This window comes from Specibacter sp. NPDC057265 (assembly GCF_042668835.1).
Classification (GTDB): domain Bacteria; phylum Actinomycetota; class Actinomycetes; order Actinomycetales; family Micrococcaceae; genus Specibacter.
Window position 1 is genome coordinate 131,450 of record NZ_JBHUYE010000003.1, and the last position, 16,748, is coordinate 148,197.

Sequence of the window (16,748 nt, forward strand, 5' to 3'; positions counted from 1 at the left end):
CTAACGGCGTCCGGTGGCAACGTCAACAGCGCTGACCCGGTCCGGGTCGTCGCTGAAAAATACCCGCATGGACGGGTCGTTTTCGTAGTCCGTGATGCCGGGATTGGCACCGGTGTTGGCCATTGATTCGCGGTAGTTGACAAAGTCGTGGTTGTTGATGGCATCACTGGCCAGTTCTCCGGCGGCGGTGCCTGCGTTTCGCCCGTTTTCTTCACCCATGCCAGGAATCCACGGTCCCGCACCGGCACCAATGGCGCCGCCGCTTTGGCCGAACCCGGCGTTTTGTTCCGCATTGCGCGGTGGGTTCGCCATGGTCACCACTGAAACGTTTGCGGGCTGTTCCGGCGCCGAACCGTCGTGGCGGACCCCGCCCAGGTCGAGCTGCGGCACCACGTCGCCGGCATGCTGCACCTGCAGCACGTTGACGCGCGGGTCAATGTTGGCGCCGTCCACGGGAGATCCCACCGTCATGACATTGGTGACATTGTAGTTGTCCATGAACGCCGGATCCGAGGCGAGGGCCACCGCGAGCATGCCGCCCTGACTGTGCCCGGTGAGCATGACCGGGGCACCGGGCGGAATGCCTGCACGTGCCATGGCCAGGGCCACCGCCTGCTGCGCGGCACTGGATTGGCTTGCCATGACCATCAAGTTGCTGCTCAGATCCCGGCTTTGACCCCCGCCCGCGGCACCCCAGTCCTCGGTGCCGGGGATGTTGACAATGTAGGCAAAGCTTCCGTCGGGCTGCTCCACCTGCACTATCCGCACTTCGCCGTCCTCGGTGCCGGGGACAGCTGCGGCGTCGTAGGCGTCAATGACGCCTTGAAAGATGGCGCTGGCGGAGGTGGGCAGCGTCAGGGCGTTCCGTTCCAGGTTTTCCCCCACGGCAATGGGCTCCCCGGCATAAGGTTCACCGTCTTCAAAGAGGCGCAGGTCCACCCCGCCTCCGGTGGCGGCGTTGAACCACGCATCCACCCCGGTCCCGCCGGCCAGCACCAACTGGGCCACCACTGCAGACAACGACGGCGGATTCCCGATCAGCGCTGCAAAGCCCATGGCGCCGAGCTGGCCCAGTTGTTCGGCAAAGTTCCAGGTGGACCTGATGCCGGGAAGCTTGGTGATGCCGCCGGCCAGCCAGTCCAACCCGTCCCGCAGGGAGTCGACTGCACCGTCAACGCCGTCGCCGAAGTCCTCCCACAGATCTGCACCGGCGTTCACGAGGCTGTCCCACAGGCTGTCGCCGCCGTCCTGGCCGCCGCTGTTGCCGCCGTCCACGGCGCTGGCCCGTTCCTGTTCGGCAATTTCACGCAAGAGTTGTGTGGCCGCGCCTTCGAGCTCGCGGGCCGCACGGTTCAACCGCTGCCGGTTGGCCGGCCACTGGCTGCGGAAGCGTTGGCTGTCAGCTCCCCGCCAGCTGGTGCGTGCAATGGCACTGTTGAGATGCGTGCCCGCCTGCTCCAATTGCTGCGCCGAGCGGTTCAGGACCTGGACCAGATCACGGCAGGCGAGTGGATCCAGGCCCAACATGCTCATAAGGCACCGCCTTCGCCGGCGCCCTGGCCGGCGCCGGAGAGCGCTTCATGGGCGCCCACCACTGCAAACAACAGTTCATTGGCAATATGGCCCGGCGGCACTTCGCTGAGCCGCACCGCCGGATCCGCGGCCGTGCCGGTGGTGATGGAAAACAGTTGCCCGCCGCGTACGCTCCACATGCCTGCCCAGAGCCGTTCGGGCAGCCCCGGTGCCGCGGCGGTGACGCTCAGCGTGATATTTGCTTCCTCGCCGGCCGTCAGCGCCGCAGCCTGGGCCGGCGTTGCCCCCGCGCCGATTTCCGTTCCTGGGCGCGAATTCAGGGGTGCGGCCTTGGCGCCGGCGCGCACGGCAGCCAGCGGCGGCAGCAGCCGCGCCGTGGCGCCCCACAGTTTTTCCTCGTCGAACAAGGTGATTTCCATGCTGTCTTCGCTGCCGGTGATGACAGTCTGCGCCCCGGCCTGTTCCGAAATGTGCCGCTGGTGGGCCGCCAGCCCGCGGCCGGCACGCAGGCCCAGCACACTGGTGGTGCTGACGCCGTTGTAGGTGGCCCGTGCCGTGACCTTGATGGGGGCGGTGAGCAAAAGGGCGACGGCGCCGGTCCACTGCCGCTTGACCTCACCGGGGTGTGGGGACATGCCCAGCGCCTGAAGTTCCGCCCAGGCGGCCTTGGTGGTGGCGCCGTCGAGCGCTGCCTCTGCCCCTTCGGCCGTGTCCTGGGGCAGCGCCAGGGTGTCGCTGGTGGACTGGCACAGCAGCTGCCAGGCGGCGGTGCTGAGCTGGACGCGGCGCAGGACGGTGGGGCGCGGTTGCGCGGATTCGCTCATAAAATTCATCCCTGGTACGTGGTGGGCGGGCCAACCGGCGGCGGCGGGCATTGTTGATCCGTGCACCAAGTTACGTCACTGCGGTGCCGACGGCGATGGGGCGCGCTGCCCATGGGGTGTGCCTAGATTTCGTGCAGCAGCCGGCGCACAAAGGCCTGGGTGCGTTCCTCCCGCGGCTCGCGGAGCACCTGGCTGGCGGGCCCGCGCTCCACCACCACGCCGTCGGCCATGAACACGACCTCGTCGGCGGTCTGGCGGGCAAAGGCGAGCTCATGGGTCACAATCACCATGGTCCAGCCTTCCTCTGCCAGTTCCTTGATGACCGCCAGCACGTCGTCGACCAGCTCGGGATCAAGGGCGGAGGTGGGCTCGTCAAAGAGCAGCAGTTGGGGTTTGAGGGCCAGTGCCCGCACAATGCCCACGCGTTGCTGCTGCCCGCCGGAAAGTTCGAAGGGGTAGGCGTCCTTCTTTTCCAGCAGTCCCACCCGGTCCAGCAGTGCCTCGGCGTCGGCGAGGACCTCGGTTCGCGGACGCTTCTGCACCTGCACCGGACCTTCCATGACGTTTTCCAGCACTGTCTTGTGCGGAAACAAGTTGTACTGCTGGAACACCATGGCGCTGCGGTCGCGCAGCTGGGCCACTTGACGGGCCCGTGGTTTTGCCTTGCTGGCGAGGGCGGCGAAATCCACCGTCAGTGCCGCGGGGGGATCCTGCTGTGAACCCTTGGTGGCGGCGTCGCGCGCACCCACGGTGACGGTTCCGGCGTCGGGCATTTCCAGGCCGTTGAGGCAGCGCAGCACGGTGGTCTTGCCGGATCCGGACGGGCCGATGAGGGCCACCACCTTGCCGCGGGGCACGTCGAGGTCGATGCCGCGCAGCACGGTGTTGGCGCCAAAGGCCTTGCTCAGGCCGCGGACCTGCAGGACGGAGTCAGTGGGCAACATAGCGGTCCAACCTCTTTTCCACCCGTGTCTGGGCAGTGGACAAAATCAGGCAGATGATCCAGTAGATTCCGGCCGCTTCCAGGTACAGCAGCATGAATTCCTGGCTGAAGGCGGCCACCTGCTGTGCCACCCGGAACATTTCGGTGACCAGGATCAGCGACGCCAGGGAGGTGTCCTTGACCAGGGAAATGAAGGTGTTGGACAGCGGCGGCACGGACACGCGGGCGGCCTGCGGCAAAATGATGCGCAGCAGCGTCTGGTTCCTGGACATGCCGATCATGTGCCCGGCCTCCCACTGTCCGCGCGGCACCGACAAAATGGCGGCCCGGATGATCTCCGCCGCGTAGCCGCCCACGTTCAGGGAGAAGGCAATGATGGCGCTGGGCCAGGGTTCAATCTTCACACCGACCGCCGGCAGGCCGTAGAAAATCACGAACAGCTGCACCAACAGGGGGGTGCCCCGGATGATGGAGACGTAAAAGCGCCCCAGGCCCGCTGCCACTTTGTTGGAGCTGATGCGCAGCACCGCCACCACGAGGGCAAGCACCAGCCCCAGGGCGAAGGACGCCAACGTCAGCGGGATGGTCCCTTTGACGGCACCTTCAAGCAGCGGGCCCAGGGAACTCCAAAACAGGTCAAGGTCCATGTCTGAACTCTAAACCACGCAGCTTCCGGACTACTTGCTGACGTCTTGGCCGAAGTACTTTTCACTGAGTCCGGCCAAGGTGCCGTCGCTGGACAGTTCCGCCAATGCCGTGTCGACCGCCTCCTTCAGGGCGGTGGCACCCTTGCTGAACACCAGGGCGGAGTCGGAGGACTCCTCGGTGGTGGCGGCAATCTTCAGGCCCGAATCAGGGTTGGTGACCTCATAGTCCAGGAAAGTGAGCTTGTCATTGACAATGGCGTCCACCCGTCCATCCTTCAACAGGGAGACGCCCTGGGCCCAACCTTCCACGGCTTCGACCTGTGCACCGCTTTCGGTGGCCAGCGTGTACCAGTTGCTGGTCAGGGACTGGGCTGTGGTTTTGCCCTTCAACTCGGCAAAGGAGGAGATGTCATTGTTCCCGTCCAGGGTCACTATGACGCCCTGGGAGACGGTGTAGGGGGTGGAGAGTTCATACTTTTCCTGGCGTGTGGGGTTTACGGTGATTTGGTTGGCAATGGCGTCAAAGCGCCCGGCCTCCAATCCGGCAAAGATCGAGTCGAACTGCGTTTCCTCAAACTTCGCTTCAACGCCCAGCTTCCCGGCGACGGCTTTGGCAACCTCGACGTCGTACCCGGTCAAGTCCCCGGCCCCGCCCTCGTGGAAACTAAAGGGCTTGTACGTGCCCTCCGTGGCGAAGATGATTTCCCCGGCATCCTGAATCCCGCTCAGGGAAGTGTCACCGCCTGCAGCCGTGTCACTTGAACCGCCGCACGCTGCGAGGGCCAACGATGCTGCTGCGAGGAGGCCAACAAGTCCAAAGCTGCGACGATTCATAATAAGTGTTCCTTTGCTGGTGGAGCAGCAGCGGGTGTGGGCTGCCGGTCGTTCCGGTACGGGGGTGGTGCGGGGTGTCCTGTGGACGGTACCACTGGGAACGAAGGGGACGGGGATGAATATTCCCTTCTGTTACGCATTGACCAGGGCGGCGATGCCGTCTCAGCTGCCCGGTTGCCGCCTCAGTTGTCCGGTTGCCGCCTGGCGGCGGGCAGTTCCTCGAGATGGACCACATGGCCGTGCCGGTCCAGTGCCTGCAGGGACTGGTTCAGGGAGTCGCCGCGCAGAAGGAGCAGGTCACTGTCAAAGGTTGACAGCACAAACACCGGCAGGCCCTGGGCGGCGATCACCGAGGTGAGTCCGGAAACCACGCCGGTGAGATTAAACGGGATGGGGCCTGCAAGGTAGAGGCACCGCCACCCGGGGTCCTCGTGGTCCGCGCCAGGGCAGCTGCCTTCGGGCGCCACCACGGAAAGTTCGCGCCGGGTGCGGGTGATGGACCACACGCCTGTGAAACGGGGCAGCTCCGCCACGGGAAAAGACGGCTCGAAGCGGTAGATGCTCAGTCGTTCCGGCAGCAGCTGAAGGTTGATCGCGGACGCCGCATCATTTAGGGAGGTTTTCATCGTGGGAACTTCACTTCAGGGTCGCGGAAGGCGCCCATGGATGGCGCCACATTGATCGCCTGCCAAGTATGGCAGACAACGCCCCGGCAGGCACCCGGTGAACACCATGGCTGCTGCGGGCGCCGGCTCAGCCGCCCAGGGCCCGAACGCAGGCATTGAGTCCCTGGCTGAGGGCGCTCAGTCCGGCGGGGTCCAGGCCCGCGAGCATCCGCTGTTCCACCTCGTCCACCCCGGCCTGGGCTGCCTCGAGCAGTTTGACGCCCTTTGCCGTGAGCCGGGTTGGCAGGGCACGGCCGGAATCCGGGCGGGCGGGGCGTGCAACCAGGCCGCGGTCCAGCAATTGCTGCAGCAGGGTGTTCATGGATTGCCGTGTCATGAAAATTGCCCGGGCCAATTCCGCCGCGGAGATGCCCGGTTCGCTGCGCAAATGGTGAAGGCAGGAGTACTGGGACACCGTAAGGGTGTGGGGGATAAGGGCCTTCTCCATGTTCAGGCGCAGCAACGATTGCAGCTGTTTCACCAAATATCCGACCTGCTGTTCCCGTTTGCTCATGTAAGAATTCTGACATAGCCTTGCCATGTAAGAAAACTGACATACAAGGAGACCCTTCATGACCATCACCGGCCCCGATTTCATCGCCCTGCAGGTACGCGACCTTGGCAAGGCCGCCGACTTTTACGAGAACACCGTGGGACTGTCCCGGGCACCCTTCTCGCCGCCGCATGCGGTGGTCTTTGACACCCAGCCCACGTTCGCGGTCCGCGATCCCGAACCGGGAGTGGATCTGGATGCGGGCCAGCCAGGTTTGGGCGTGGCACTGTGGCTCCATGACCCCCACGCCACGGCCCTCCACGGCACCCTGGTGGAAGCCGGGACAACCATCCTTCGGGAACCTTTTGAAGGCCCCTTTGGCGTCACGTTCACCTTCCAGGATCCGGACGGATACGCGGTGACCATCCACGACCGCGCCACCCGCGGCTGAGTTTGCCGCAGGGAACGTGCGCCGGCACAACGAAAGGCCGCCAGAACAAGGGCCTGTGGTGCATGGCTGCGGTGCTGGCAACAATTGATGCGGCAGCTGGACCTGCATGGTGGTTCCATCCGGCGGGCACCTGCCGGGTGGAACCACTGCCGGGTGGAACCACCGGCCGGGGAATTTATGGACCCGCGCAGCGGGTTAAGCTGGTGGCTTGCCCACTGACGAAACCCGAGGAGCCCACGCATGAGCATGGAAGGCGCGGCTTGGAGTTCCCTGTGGAGCACCATGCGCAACGACAAGTCCAATGGCGGCATTTCCAAGGACACGCTGCGGCGAACCATCGCGTTCGCCAAGCCCTACAGCCGCAAGCTGTTGATCTTTGTGGTCCTTTCAGTCATTTCCGCCGCGCTCGCCGTGGCCACCCCGGTCCTGGCCGGCCAGGTGGTGGATGCCATTGTGGCGCAGACGGCGCTGGATGTGGTGGTGCGCCTGGCCGTGCTCATTGCCATAGTGGCGGTGCTCGACGCCGGGCTGTCGTTGGTGATCCGCTGGATTTCGGCAAACCTGGGCGAGGGCGTCATTTTGGACCTCCGCACAGCCGTATTTGATCACGTGCAGCGGATGCCCATCGCCTTCTTTACCCGCACCCGCACCGGCGCGCTGGTCAGCCGGCTGAACAATGACGTCATTGGCGCCCAACAGGCCTTCTCCGGCACCCTCTCCGGCATTGTCTCCAACTCGGTACAGCTGATTCTGACGCTGATAGTCATGCTCAACACTTCCTGGTTGGTGACGTTGCTGGCCCTGGTGCTGCTGCCCATCTTCCTGTTGCCGGCCCGCCGCTTCGGTGCCCGGCTGGCAGGGCTGCGGCGGGAGGCGGCAAATCTCAACGCGGACATGAGCACGCAAATGACCGAGCGTTTCTCGGCCCCCGGCGCCACCTTGGTCAAGCTTTTTGGCCGGCCGGCCGATGAGTCCCGCGAGTTCGCCGCCCGTGCCAACCGTGTGCGCGACATTGGCGTGCGCACGGCCATCATGCAGTTCGTGTTCTTCACCGCGCTCATGCTGGTCTCCTCCCTGGCTTTGGCGCTGGTGTACGGGCTGGGTGGTTCCCTGGCCATCAGCGGCAATCTGAACGCGGGCGACGTCGTGGTGCTGGCCCTGCTGTTGACTCGCCTCTATGCGCCCCTCACAGCCTTGGCCAATGCCCGCGTGGACGTCATGAGCGCGCTGGTGAGCTTTGACAGGGTCTTTGAAATCCTTGACCTCAAGCCGCTCATTGAGGAAAAGCCGCAGCCGGCCGAACTCCCCAGGGGACCCCTGGGTGTGGAATTCCGGAACGTGCGCTTTGGCTATCCCTCGGCCGAGCGGGTGTCATTGGCGTCCCTGGAGGATGTGGCGGTGCTGGATTCCCGCGGTGGAGAGGATGTGCTGCATGGCATTTCCTTCCGCGCCGAACCGGGCCAGACAGTGGCCCTGGTGGGCTCCTCCGGCGCGGGCAAGTCCACGATTGCCCAGCTGCTGTCGCGGCTGTACGACGTGGACTCAGGCAGTGTGCTGCTGGGCGGGGTGGATGTGCGTGAGCTGTCCTTTGACGGGCTGCGCGCCGGCGTGGGCATGGTGACCCAGGACGGGCACCTCTTCCACGAAAGCATCCGCTCCAATCTGCAGCTGGCCAAGCCCGACGCCACCGATGCCGAAATTTGGGATGTGCTGCACCGCGCCCGGCTGGAGGCCTTTGCCCAGGCCCTGCCCGACGGTCTGGACACGGTGGTGGGGGAGCGCGGCTACCGGCTCTCCGGCGGCGAGCGCCAGCGCCTCACCATTGCCCGCCTGCTGCTGGTGCAGCCGGCGGTGGTGATTTTGGACGAGGCCACAGCCGCTTTGGATTCCACCAATGAGGCGGCCGTGCAGGCGGCGCTGACCGAGGCGCTGGAGGGACGGACGGCGTTGGTGATTGCCCACCGGCTCTCCACCATCCGATCAGCCGACATGATCCTGGTGCTGGAAGCCGGGCGCATTGTGGAACGTGGCACCCACGATGAACTCATGGCCCGTTCGGGACGCTACGCCGAGCTGCACCAGACGCAGTTCGCCCAGGCTGTGGAGGCCGTGACCGACGCCGGGAACGGTTGACTCCAAAGCCGTTACCTTGGGCGCGGAGGGCTGTTCTCAAGATGGTTGTGGTGGGTGCGGCTGTGCTGCGTCCCTTGTTTGGGCGATCTTGGCCTGGAATGTGGTCCCGGCCGGGGTTTCGGCTCGTTGTTTCCTCCACAGGCACGGCCGTGGCTGCGTCCGTCAACAGATTTATCGGGTTTTCCTTTTTCCATTACCAACGTCACCGCTGTTAATTAGAATGGAAGTACTAGGAAAATAGACGTACATCGAACGGAATGTTTAGTGTGCGTTGTTTTCCGTTCGTTGGAGTTTGGCTGCAGACCGGGCTCCCGGCAGAGGTGGTGGTGGCGGTGGTGGTTCCAGAGCTTTTTACGTCGGCCGGGCCGGAAGCGGCCCCCATGTCCTGGGATGGGCTTGTTGAAGGCGCTGGTCCCGGTCTTCTGGCTGACGGGCCCGGCGCCGGGTACGCCCCCAGTGATGCCGGTACCGCCGGGAAGGTCGTCGGTAATGCCGGGGCCGTGGTGATGGAGAAGTGCGGCTCACTGGCGATGCTTGGCTCGGCTGTCGTGGAGAGCGGCATGGCGTTTTTTGATCCTTCCCTATTGGCGCAGTTGGATGCTGCTTTGGCCCATGAGCTTGCGGGCCGGGCCAGGGAGGGGGCAGAGGTTGCGGAGGGTGATTTTGCCGCCGCAGTGGGGGAGCAGCACGCTGCGGAGCGGCTCTTGTCAATGCGGGAACGTGCCGGCAGGGCGCGAAAGGAGGCCGGGAAGGCCGAAGAACTCGCCGTCCAGGCAACGGCCGTGGCCATGGCGTTGGGCGGGATCCCAGCGGGGTGTGGTTTTGATGCCGCCGCAGTGGAGGCCCTGTCCGCTTCGGCGTTGATTGATGTGGTGGGCGTCCTTGAAAAGGCGAAGAACGCGATGGCCGCGGCCCAAGCCCAGGTGCAGGCATTGTTTGTGGCCCAACAGCGGCTCGTCCAGGCCCGGGACGGGGTCCCCCACCGGAAGCTTGGGCAGGGCATTGCGCAGCAGCTTGCGTTGGCCCGGTGTGAATCACCGCACCGGGGACGTCAGTTGTGTGAATTGTCCGAGGTGCTGGTGCGGGAGATGCCGTGCAGCATGCAGGCCTTCTCCGAGGGCCGGCTCAGCGAGTACCGGGCCACGGTCATGGCCGCTGAAACGGTTTTCCTTTCCCGCACGGACCGTGCCCGCGTCGATGAAGACATGTGCGGCCCGGCCTCGAATATTGAGTCCAGGGGTACGGGGGAGCTCAGGGCTTCGGTGCGGAAAGCGTCCTACGCCCTGGATCCGGAGTCGTTCATCAAGCGCCACCAGAAAGCGGCGGGGGACCGTTATGTTTCCCTGCGTCCGGCCGCGGACGGAATGACTTTTTTGACCGCGTTGATTCCTTTGAAGCAGGGGGTGCGGATCCTGAACACGCTCACCAAGGTCGCCGCCAGTGCCCGCGCCGCCGGTGACGGGCGGGGCAAAGGCCAGGTCATGGCGGATGCGTTGATGCACCGCCTGATCCACCACGCACCCTGCGACGAGGGCGCCGGGACGTTGACAGACCACCGCGGATCCCCGGCGGGTCCCGCCGCCCGGACCGGCGACGCGCCGGGTGGGGCGGTCAGCAGGGCATCGTTTGCCCCGCCTGCCCCCGTTGCCGTGGTGGGTGGTGTGCGGGAGCCGTGGTGCACCGCGGTGGGGCAGCCGGAGGTGGCACTGGAACTGGTCATGACCGACAGGGCCCTGTTCGGCAATGGCAATGAGCCTGCAGTTTTGGTCGGTTACGAGGCCCTCCCGGCGCCCCTGGCGCGGGACATGATCCTCGGTGACGGGGCACCGGGCCCCGGCGGCCGCGGGGGTGCCCGTCCAGGGCGGGTCTGGCTGAAGCGGCTTTTCACCCACCCGGAAACCAACGCCCTTTTGGCGATGGATTCCAGGGCCCGCCTGTTCCCTGAAGGGCTCAAGGAATTCCTGCGGATCCGGGACCAGCGTTGTCAAAGCCCATACTGTGACGCTCCGATCAGGGAATACGACCACATCAAGTCCTACGCAGCCGGTGGCCCGACCACCAGCACCAACGGCCAAGGGCTGTGCACGGCGTGCAACCTGGCCAAGGAAGCCCCCGGGTGGTCCTTCGAAAGGGACCCCGGGGCGGGGAACGGTCACCCGGAAACACGGATCACAACCCCCACCGGCCACCGCTACATCACCACCGCACCCCCACTCTCAGGCACCGAACGCAGACACGCCAACCGCAACGCGCAGCGCCGATGCTGAAAAACGCCGGCAGCAGCTCCGGCACGGCGGTTCCCCAGCGGCCGGCGTCCTGTTGATTGACCTCAGCCCCTCGGTGCGTCAGCCGATGGCCAGGACTTCGCGCAGACGGTTGATCGAGAGGTTCGAGGAGATCGTTTCGTAGGCGGCTGATTTTGGGCGGCTGGCAAATCCCGATCCGCAAGGACCGGCTAAAACACCAACCATTCCTGTAGGGAAAGACTGGTGTTTCATATCTGGAAGATCCCCATCATGTGCCGCCCGCTGCCAAGGCCCTCAAGGTACGGGCATCAAAGAAAATCAGGACCGCAGACGCACTTTTTGATCTTGGGGACACAGCTGGAAGAAGTGATGGTGGGCTATCCACAACCGACCGAGTGCTGAACGGGGAGCAAGCAGACCCCAAGGGCCAGCGGCGGCTCACATTGAAGGAGTGCAAACCGGCACGTCGCCAGTCAAGGCCGTATAGTGCTGGCGGTGCTGCAGCCACACGGAATATGGGCCCGGCTTCAAGCCCCCCGCGGGGCAAACATGATGATGCTGACCCCGGCCAGGGCCACCAGCGCGCCCATGATGTCCCAGCGGTCGGGGCTGAATTTGTCGAAGATCATGCCCCACACCAGGGACCCGGCAATGAACACGCCGCCGTAGGCCGCCAGGACGCGGCCAAAATTGGCGTCGGCCTGCAGGGATGCAATGAAGCCATAGGCGCCCAGGGCCACCACGCCCAGTGCCGCCCACCACCAGGTCTTGTCTTCGCGCACCGCCTGCCACACCAGCCAGGCGCCACCGATCTCGGCCGCCGCGGCCAGCACAAAGAGAATGATGATTTTTATGATGCCCATGCACCCATTGTGCCCGAGCGGGCCAGCCTGCCCAGCTGTCAGTCGGCACCTGGGAGCGGGCATGAAAAGTGCCCCCGCCGGGGATCGAACCCGGATCTGCCCTTTAGGAGAGGGCTGTCTTATCCATTGGACTACAGAGGCGCGCCCCCCCAGCCTAGCGGAAGTGGGAAGCAAGCAAAAAACGGATCAGGCCGCGGGGCCACGGCCGGCGTCGGCGGGAGACGTGTGCCTGCGCCTGCGGCCCAGGAACAGCGACACGCCCATAGCCACCAGGCTCAGGACCAAAAACAGCCAGCTGAGCACCACCAGGGTGGATGCCAGGGTGACGGATCCGGCGTCGAGCACGTCGGCACCGAGCATGTTGTCAATGGCAACATTGGCCCACAACTGTATGGCCGCGAAGACGATCGGGATGATCCACAGCATGCGTCGGATGGCCCGCTTGGCCACGTTCATGGCAATGACCGTCATGGAAATCAGGGCAAAAACCAGGGGGAACAGCATGCCGGCGGTCTTGTGCACAAACTGCAGCTGGCCCAGGGCGTCGTCGTCCATGGCTGCCCGCAGCGTCTCCACATGGGCCACGTCAAAACCCAGAACCATGGAGTCGGGCATGGCCAACCCGCCGGAAATGCCGCTCATCTGGTTCAGGGTCAGCAGGTGGAAGTACCAGAACAGGAACAGTGCCGCCACGGAACCGGCAATGAGCAGCAGGTTCGCATTGCTTTGCGCCTTTTGCGGTGTCCGTTGCGGGCTGCCTGCAGCGGCAATGGGGGGAGTTGCTGCTTCGCCGTGCTTGGCGGCGCGTTGTGCTGGGGTTTTGGCCATGGCCCCATTATCGCCTAGTTTAGGCTTCCACTATGGCAACTTTTAACGCACCAGCGCCCAACGACGGTGAATTGGCGGCCAGTATTCTGCGCAGTGCAGGGGAAGCGGCCCGGACCATCCGGGCCGGGGGCCTGGTGAAGCTGCGTGCGGGAAGCCAGGTCAAGAGCGGGGCGTCCGACTTTGCCACGGCAGCGGACTTTGCCGCCGAATCCCACATCTTTACTGCCCTGCGTGCCGCCCGGCCCCACGATTCCATTGTAGGTGAGGAGGGCGCCGCCCATCTGGGCACCTCCGGACGGTGCTGGGTGATCGACCCCGTGGACGGCACCTTCAATTTTGCCAGCGGGTCCACCTACTGGTGCGTGGCGATTGCCCTCGTGCGCGCGCCTGAGCTCGTGGCTGGGGTGGGCCCCGCGCCGGGATCCGCGGCCGTGCCTGAGGGTGCGACGCCGGATGTGCCCGCTGGTGTGGAGGTCCTCCTCGGCGCCGTGTACCAGCCGGAGGAGGACAAGCTGTGGCTGGGCGGCACCGAACATGCAGCCACGCTCAACGGCCAGACAATCCGTGTGGCGGGCCAGGACCAATTGGGGCAGCTCTCCGCCGGGACCTACCTGCATCCCACCTGGCTGGGCCGGCCTGCTGCGGCCGTGCCGTGGCAGCAGGCGGCGCAGCTGCCCGCGACCCTGCGCATGATGGGCTCCGGTTCCTGTGATTTGGCCCGGGTGGCCCAGGGCGAACTGGGTGCATGGTTCCAGCACAGCTGCCCGTCGTGGGACTGGCTTCCCGGCAAGGGGCTGGTTGTCGCTGCGGGCGGGGACACCGCCGTCGAACGCGTCAATGGACTTGATTGGTTTGTGGCGGGACCGCATGCGGCGGTGGCCCAGCTCACCGCAGCCCTGCGGGCAGGGGAGTTGGCGCCCTAGCGTCCGCCCGCAGGTCTTGTGCACAGGGCCGTCAGGGGATTGTCAGCGGGGCGAACTACACTGGATTCCACCATGGATATGTTGTTTGACCCTTACCCCCCAAAGCCCAAAGTGACACTCAGTCCAGGCGCTGGATTGCCTGCTTGGCAACCGTTCGAGCAGGACGATCCCGGCGCCGACGCGCCCGAATTCGGTGCCGGCGGGCCGCAGGGCAGCCCCGCCTTTGGTGCCGTGCCGGACCCCGGTGAACGGGATCCGCTGCGGCGCTGGCCCGACCCGGCGGCGCTGCTGGAGGGAATGAATCCACAGCAGGAGGCGGCAGTGGTGCACACCGGCCCGCCGCTGCTCATTGTGGCCGGCGCCGGCTCGGGCAAAACCCGCGTGCTCAGCCACCGCATTGCCTACCTGCTGGCCACGGGGCAGGCGCATCCGGGCCAGATCCTGGCCATCACCTTCACCAACAAGGCCGCGGCGGAAATGCGCGAGCGCATTGCGGCGCTCATTGGCGAAGCCGCCAAGAGCATGTGGATTTCCACCTTCCACTCCTCCTGCGTGCGGATCCTGCGCCGGGAGGCCAAAAACATTGGCCTGAACTCCAACTTCTCCATCTATGACTCCGCCGATTCCCTGCGCCTGATCACGCTGGTGGCCAAGAGCCTGGACCTGGATGCCAAAAAGTTCACCCCCAAATCCATCATGCATAAGATCTCGGCGCTAAAAAACGAGCTCATTGACGACGATGAAAACTCCATGAACACCGATTTCAACGACCCCTTTGCCGCAGCCGTGGCCGAGGTGTACAAGGGTTACACGCAGCGGCTGCGCCAAGCCAACGCCATGGACTTTGATGACCTCATTGCCCAAACCGTGTACATGTTCCGGGCCTTCCCCGGAGTGGCCGAATACTACCGGCGCCGCTTCCGCCACGTGCTGGTGGATGAATACCAGGACACCAACCACGCCCAGTACGCGCTGGTGCGTGAGATTGTGGGCGGGGCCGGCGGCATTGAGCCGGCGCAGCTGACGGTGGTGGGCGATTCCGACCAGTCCATTTACGCCTTCCGTGGCGCGGACATCCGCAACATTGTGGAGTTTGAGCAGGACTACGCGAACGCGGCCACGATCAAGCTGGAGCAAAACTACCGTTCCACGCAAAACATCCTGAGCGCCGCCAACGCGGTCATTTCCCGCAACCCCAACCGCCGTGAGAAGCGCCTGTGGACGGCTGAGGGCGACGGTGAAAAGATTGTCGGCTACGTGGCCGAATCAGAGCATGAGGAAGCCCGGTTCATTGCCAAGGAAATTGACCGGCTGCAGGACGAGGGCGATCTGCGCCCCGGCGACATGGCGATCTTCTACCGCACCAACGCCCAGTCCCGTGCCATTGAGGACATCCTGGTCCGCGTGGGCCTGCCCTACCGCGTGGTGGGCGGCACGCGCTTTTATGAGCGCAAGGAAATCAAGGACGTGCTGGCGTACCTGCGTGCCCTGGTCAATCCGGACGACGACGTCAACCTGCGCCGGATACTCAACGAACCCAAGCGCGGCATTGGGGACCGGGCCGAAGGTGCCATTGCGGCCTTGGCGCAGCGGGAACGGATTTCCTTCTGGGCCGCCCTGGCCCGGGCACAGGAAGCGCCCGGGCTGGCCTCGCGCTCCCTCAACGCGGTCAACGCCTTCGCCAAAATGATGGGGGACCTGACCGAAGTGGCCGCCAGCGCCACCCCCGCCACCGCGCTGGAAGCCGTGCTGGAGCAAAGCGGCTACCTGGCCACCCTGCGTTCCTCCACCGACCCCCAGGACGAGTCACGCGTGGAGAACCTGGCGGAACTGCTCGCCGTCGTGCGTGAATTTGGGCAGGAAAACCCGGAAGGGACGCTGGGGGAGTTCCTGGAACAGGTCTCCCTTGTGGCGGACGCGGACCAAATCCCGGACGCGCCGGGAGGCTCCGAAGCCGAGGCAGCCGCCGCCGTCGCCGAAGCCAAGCGGCTGGGAGTGGTGACACTCATGACGCTGCACACGGCCAAGGGGCTGGAATTCCCGGTGGTGTTCCTGACCGGCATGGAGCATGGCCTGTTCCCGCATGCCCGTTCCGCCACGGATCCCCAGGAACTCGCCGAAGAGCGGCGGTTGGCCTATGTAGGGTTGACGCGTGCCCGGAAGCGGCTGTACCTCACGCGCTCCGAGGTGCGCAGCATGTGGGGGCAAAGCCAGTACAACCCGGCAAGCCAGTTCATCGACGAAATCCCAGCCGAGCTCATTGCGTGGAAGCGCGAAGGAGCTGCCCGGACGGCGCCTGTGACGGGGAACTTCGGCACCAGCCGCTACTCAGGCTCCTCCTGGGGTGCGGGTTCGGCCGTGGGCGGCGCGGATGCAGGAATGCTGCCGCCCAGCATCTCCGCCCGCACTGCGGCCGGGCGGGTGCAGCCGCAAAAGGAGGTCATCTCCGTCAAGGTGGGGGACAAGGTGAACCACACCAGCTTTGGCACCGGCACGGTGCTGGAAGTGACCGGCGCCGGGGACAAGGCAGTGGCCAAGGTGCGCTTTGAGATTGGCGAGAAGCGCCTGCTGCTGCGCTACGCGCCGCTGGTGAAGGAGGATGGTTGAGCCCACGGGCCGCCAGGGGGCAAGCTGGTGGCATGATTTTTAACAAACGCACCCTGCCGGCACGTCCGGTGGCGGCTTGGGGCGCCGTGGGGGCGGCGGCCGTCCTGGCGCTGAGCGGCTGCATTTCCATGCCCGTGGCCCCCACGGAACCGTCGGCGGTGCAGCCACCGGAGCAAAGCTTGAGCTATGTGCAGCGGCTCAAGGCCATGCCGGTGGCGCAGCCAAGCGAGGACGCCATCGGCCAGACGCTGCAGCAGTTCGTGACGGACTCGCGCAACACTGCCTGCGTCTTCACTTCCTCGCGGGCCGGACATCTGAACCAGCCCTGGGAACCGAACAACTACACCGACAGCGCCAATGCCGCCGCGCCCATCATCCCGGTGGTGAACTGCCAAATGGTGAACTATCCGCCGGTGCAGGAAAAGGACCGCGACGGGAACTGCGCCGGCACCAACATTGGCTACCTCGGCGGCACCGTGTTGCTGGCCCCGGACAAGGCAAGCTACGGCGGCTGCCGGGCCGGAGTGACGGCCATAGAAGCGGCCTTCGGCCCCCGCGGCACCGTCAGCGAGGAACTGGCCGAGCTGCCGGTGCTCTCGCCGGGCCAGGCCATGGACGGCCAAGGCTACCGGTGCGGGGCCATGGACGACGGCGTCGCGTGCGCCAATCTGGCCGCCGGCGTCGGCTTCTTTGTGGATGCGCAAAGCTATGAACTTTTTGCCCCGGCGGCGACGGCGGCCCCCGCCGGGTAGCTGCGC

At 65.3% G+C, this 16,748-nt stretch carries 15 protein-coding genes and 1 tRNA gene; 6 read left to right on the forward strand and 10 right to left on the reverse strand.

What is annotated here, in order from left to right; all coding sequences use genetic code 11:
• From ACFUCV_RS03745 to ACFUCV_RS03775, 7 genes are all read right to left on the reverse strand, one after another.
• A complete protein-coding gene (locus tag ACFUCV_RS03745; protein ID WP_380812166.1) occupies positions 1-1,533 on the reverse strand; it encodes a hypothetical protein in 1,533 nt (510 codons plus the stop codon).
• The gene (locus tag ACFUCV_RS03750; RefSeq protein WP_380812168.1) at positions 1,530-2,357 is read right to left on the reverse strand and encodes a hypothetical protein; all 828 of its coding nucleotides are present in this window, start codon (positions 2,355-2,357) and stop codon (positions 1,530-1,532) included. Before ACFUCV_RS03750 ends, ACFUCV_RS03745 begins: the two co-directional genes overlap by 4 nt.
• 122 nt (positions 2,358-2,479) lie before the next feature.
• Positions 2,480-3,301, reverse strand: coding sequence for an amino acid ABC transporter ATP-binding protein (locus ACFUCV_RS03755; protein ID WP_380812170.1), 822 nt, complete (start codon positions 3,299-3,301; stop codon positions 2,480-2,482).
• Positions 3,288-3,947 carry an amino acid ABC transporter permease gene (locus tag ACFUCV_RS03760; protein WP_380812172.1) on the reverse strand — a complete coding sequence of 220 codons (660 nt, stop codon included), beginning with the start codon at positions 3,945-3,947 and terminating at the stop codon, positions 3,288-3,290. Before ACFUCV_RS03760 ends, ACFUCV_RS03755 begins: the two co-directional genes overlap by 14 nt.
• Before the next feature lie 30 nt (positions 3,948-3,977).
• Positions 3,978-4,781, reverse strand: a complete 804-nt coding sequence (locus ACFUCV_RS03765; RefSeq protein ID WP_380812174.1) for an amino acid ABC transporter substrate-binding protein — start codon at positions 4,779-4,781, stop codon at positions 3,978-3,980.
• 182 nt (positions 4,782-4,963) lie between these two features.
• A complete protein-coding gene (locus tag ACFUCV_RS03770) occupies positions 4,964-5,407 on the reverse strand; it encodes an ACT domain-containing protein (protein ID WP_380812176.1) in 444 nt (147 codons plus the stop codon).
• Between the two features lie 127 nt (positions 5,408-5,534).
• Complete coding sequence (locus tag ACFUCV_RS03775) at positions 5,535-5,960, reverse strand: MarR family winged helix-turn-helix transcriptional regulator (RefSeq protein WP_380812178.1); 426 nt, start codon at positions 5,958-5,960, stop codon at positions 5,535-5,537.
• A 58-nt stretch (positions 5,961-6,018) separates the two neighbouring features.
• On the opposite strand from ACFUCV_RS03775, the gene ACFUCV_RS03780 reads away from it, so the two are divergent.
• From ACFUCV_RS03780 to ACFUCV_RS03790, 3 genes are all read left to right on the forward strand, one after another.
• Positions 6,019-6,390: a VOC family protein gene (locus ACFUCV_RS03780; protein ID WP_380812180.1), complete on the forward strand. Its 372-nt coding sequence runs from the start codon at positions 6,019-6,021 to the stop codon at positions 6,388-6,390.
• Positions 6,391-6,630: 240 nt separating this feature from the next.
• Positions 6,631-8,523 (forward strand): ABC transporter ATP-binding protein, encoded by a 1,893-nt coding sequence (locus ACFUCV_RS03785; protein WP_380812182.1) that lies wholly within the window; start codon positions 6,631-6,633, stop codon positions 8,521-8,523.
• Between the two features lie 380 nt (positions 8,524-8,903).
• Positions 8,904-10,790 carry an HNH endonuclease gene (locus ACFUCV_RS03790; RefSeq protein ID WP_380812185.1) on the forward strand — a complete coding sequence of 629 codons (1,887 nt, stop codon included), beginning with the start codon at positions 8,904-8,906 and terminating at the stop codon, positions 10,788-10,790.
• A gap of 506 nt (positions 10,791-11,296) precedes the next feature.
• Here the strand turns inward: ACFUCV_RS03790 and ACFUCV_RS03795 are convergent.
• The 3 genes from ACFUCV_RS03795 to ACFUCV_RS03805 form a co-directional block, all read right to left on the reverse strand.
• A complete protein-coding gene (locus ACFUCV_RS03795; RefSeq protein ID WP_380812187.1) occupies positions 11,297-11,632 on the reverse strand; it encodes a YnfA family protein in 336 nt (111 codons plus the stop codon).
• Between the two features lie 69 nt (positions 11,633-11,701).
• Positions 11,702-11,773 (reverse strand) — tRNA-Arg (locus tag ACFUCV_RS03800).
• A 45-nt stretch (positions 11,774-11,818) separates the two neighbouring features.
• Positions 11,819-12,460, reverse strand: coding sequence for a hypothetical protein (locus tag ACFUCV_RS03805; RefSeq protein WP_380812189.1), 642 nt, complete (start codon positions 12,458-12,460; stop codon positions 11,819-11,821).
• A 32-nt stretch (positions 12,461-12,492) separates the two neighbouring features.
• Between ACFUCV_RS03805 and ACFUCV_RS03810 the strand changes: the two genes are divergently transcribed.
• The 3 genes from ACFUCV_RS03810 to ACFUCV_RS03820 all read left to right on the forward strand — a co-directional run bounded on the left by ACFUCV_RS03810 (position 12,493) and on the right by ACFUCV_RS03820 (position 16,742).
• Positions 12,493-13,383, forward strand: a complete 891-nt coding sequence (locus ACFUCV_RS03810) for an inositol monophosphatase family protein (protein ID WP_380812191.1) — start codon at positions 12,493-12,495, stop codon at positions 13,381-13,383.
• A gap of 78 nt (positions 13,384-13,461) precedes the next feature.
• Positions 13,462-15,990, forward strand: coding sequence for a DNA helicase PcrA (gene pcrA / locus ACFUCV_RS03815; RefSeq protein WP_380812363.1), 2,529 nt, complete (start codon positions 13,462-13,464; stop codon positions 15,988-15,990).
• 32 nt (positions 15,991-16,022) lie between these two features.
• Entirely contained in the window at positions 16,023-16,742 is a 720-nt protein-coding gene (locus tag ACFUCV_RS03820; protein ID WP_380812193.1) for a hypothetical protein, read from the forward strand.
• The last annotated feature ends 6 nt before the right edge of the window (positions 16,743-16,748 follow it).

Excerpts from the sequence above, each read along its gene's own strand:
- ACFUCV_RS03745 (WP_380812166.1), bottom strand. The coding sequence starts at position 1,533 with ATGAGCATGTTGGGCCTGGATCCACTCGCCTGCCGTGATCTGGTCCAG.
- ACFUCV_RS03750 (WP_380812168.1), bottom strand. The coding sequence starts at position 2,357 with ATGAGCGAATCCGCGCAACCGCGCCCCACCGTCCTGCGCCGCGTCCAG.
- ACFUCV_RS03755 (WP_380812170.1), bottom strand. The coding sequence starts at position 3,301 with ATGTTGCCCACTGACTCCGTCCTGCAGGTCCGCGGCCTGAGCAAGGCC.
- ACFUCV_RS03760 (WP_380812172.1), bottom strand. The coding sequence starts at position 3,947 with ATGGACCTTGACCTGTTTTGGAGTTCCCTGGGCCCGCTGCTTGAAGGT.
- ACFUCV_RS03765 (WP_380812174.1), bottom strand. The coding sequence starts at position 4,781 with ATGAATCGTCGCAGCTTTGGACTTGTTGGCCTCCTCGCAGCAGCATCG.
- ACFUCV_RS03770 (WP_380812176.1), bottom strand. The coding sequence starts at position 5,407 with ATGAAAACCTCCCTAAATGATGCGGCGTCCGCGATCAACCTTCAGCTG.
- ACFUCV_RS03775 (WP_380812178.1), bottom strand. The coding sequence starts at position 5,960 with ATGAGCAAACGGGAACAGCAGGTCGGATATTTGGTGAAACAGCTGCAA.
- ACFUCV_RS03780 (WP_380812180.1), top strand. The coding sequence starts at position 6,019 with ATGACCATCACCGGCCCCGATTTCATCGCCCTGCAGGTACGCGACCTT.
- ACFUCV_RS03785 (WP_380812182.1), top strand. The coding sequence starts at position 6,631 with ATGAGCATGGAAGGCGCGGCTTGGAGTTCCCTGTGGAGCACCATGCGC.
- ACFUCV_RS03790 (WP_380812185.1), top strand. The coding sequence starts at position 8,904 with ATGTCCTGGGATGGGCTTGTTGAAGGCGCTGGTCCCGGTCTTCTGGCT.
- ACFUCV_RS03795 (WP_380812187.1), bottom strand. The coding sequence starts at position 11,632 with ATGGGCATCATAAAAATCATCATTCTCTTTGTGCTGGCCGCGGCGGCC.
- ACFUCV_RS03805 (WP_380812189.1), bottom strand. The coding sequence starts at position 12,460 with ATGGCCAAAACCCCAGCACAACGCGCCGCCAAGCACGGCGAAGCAGCA.
- ACFUCV_RS03810 (WP_380812191.1), top strand. The coding sequence starts at position 12,493 with ATGGCAACTTTTAACGCACCAGCGCCCAACGACGGTGAATTGGCGGCC.
- pcrA (WP_380812363.1), top strand. The coding sequence starts at position 13,462 with ATGTTGTTTGACCCTTACCCCCCAAAGCCCAAAGTGACACTCAGTCCA.
- ACFUCV_RS03820 (WP_380812193.1), top strand. The coding sequence starts at position 16,023 with ATGATTTTTAACAAACGCACCCTGCCGGCACGTCCGGTGGCGGCTTGG.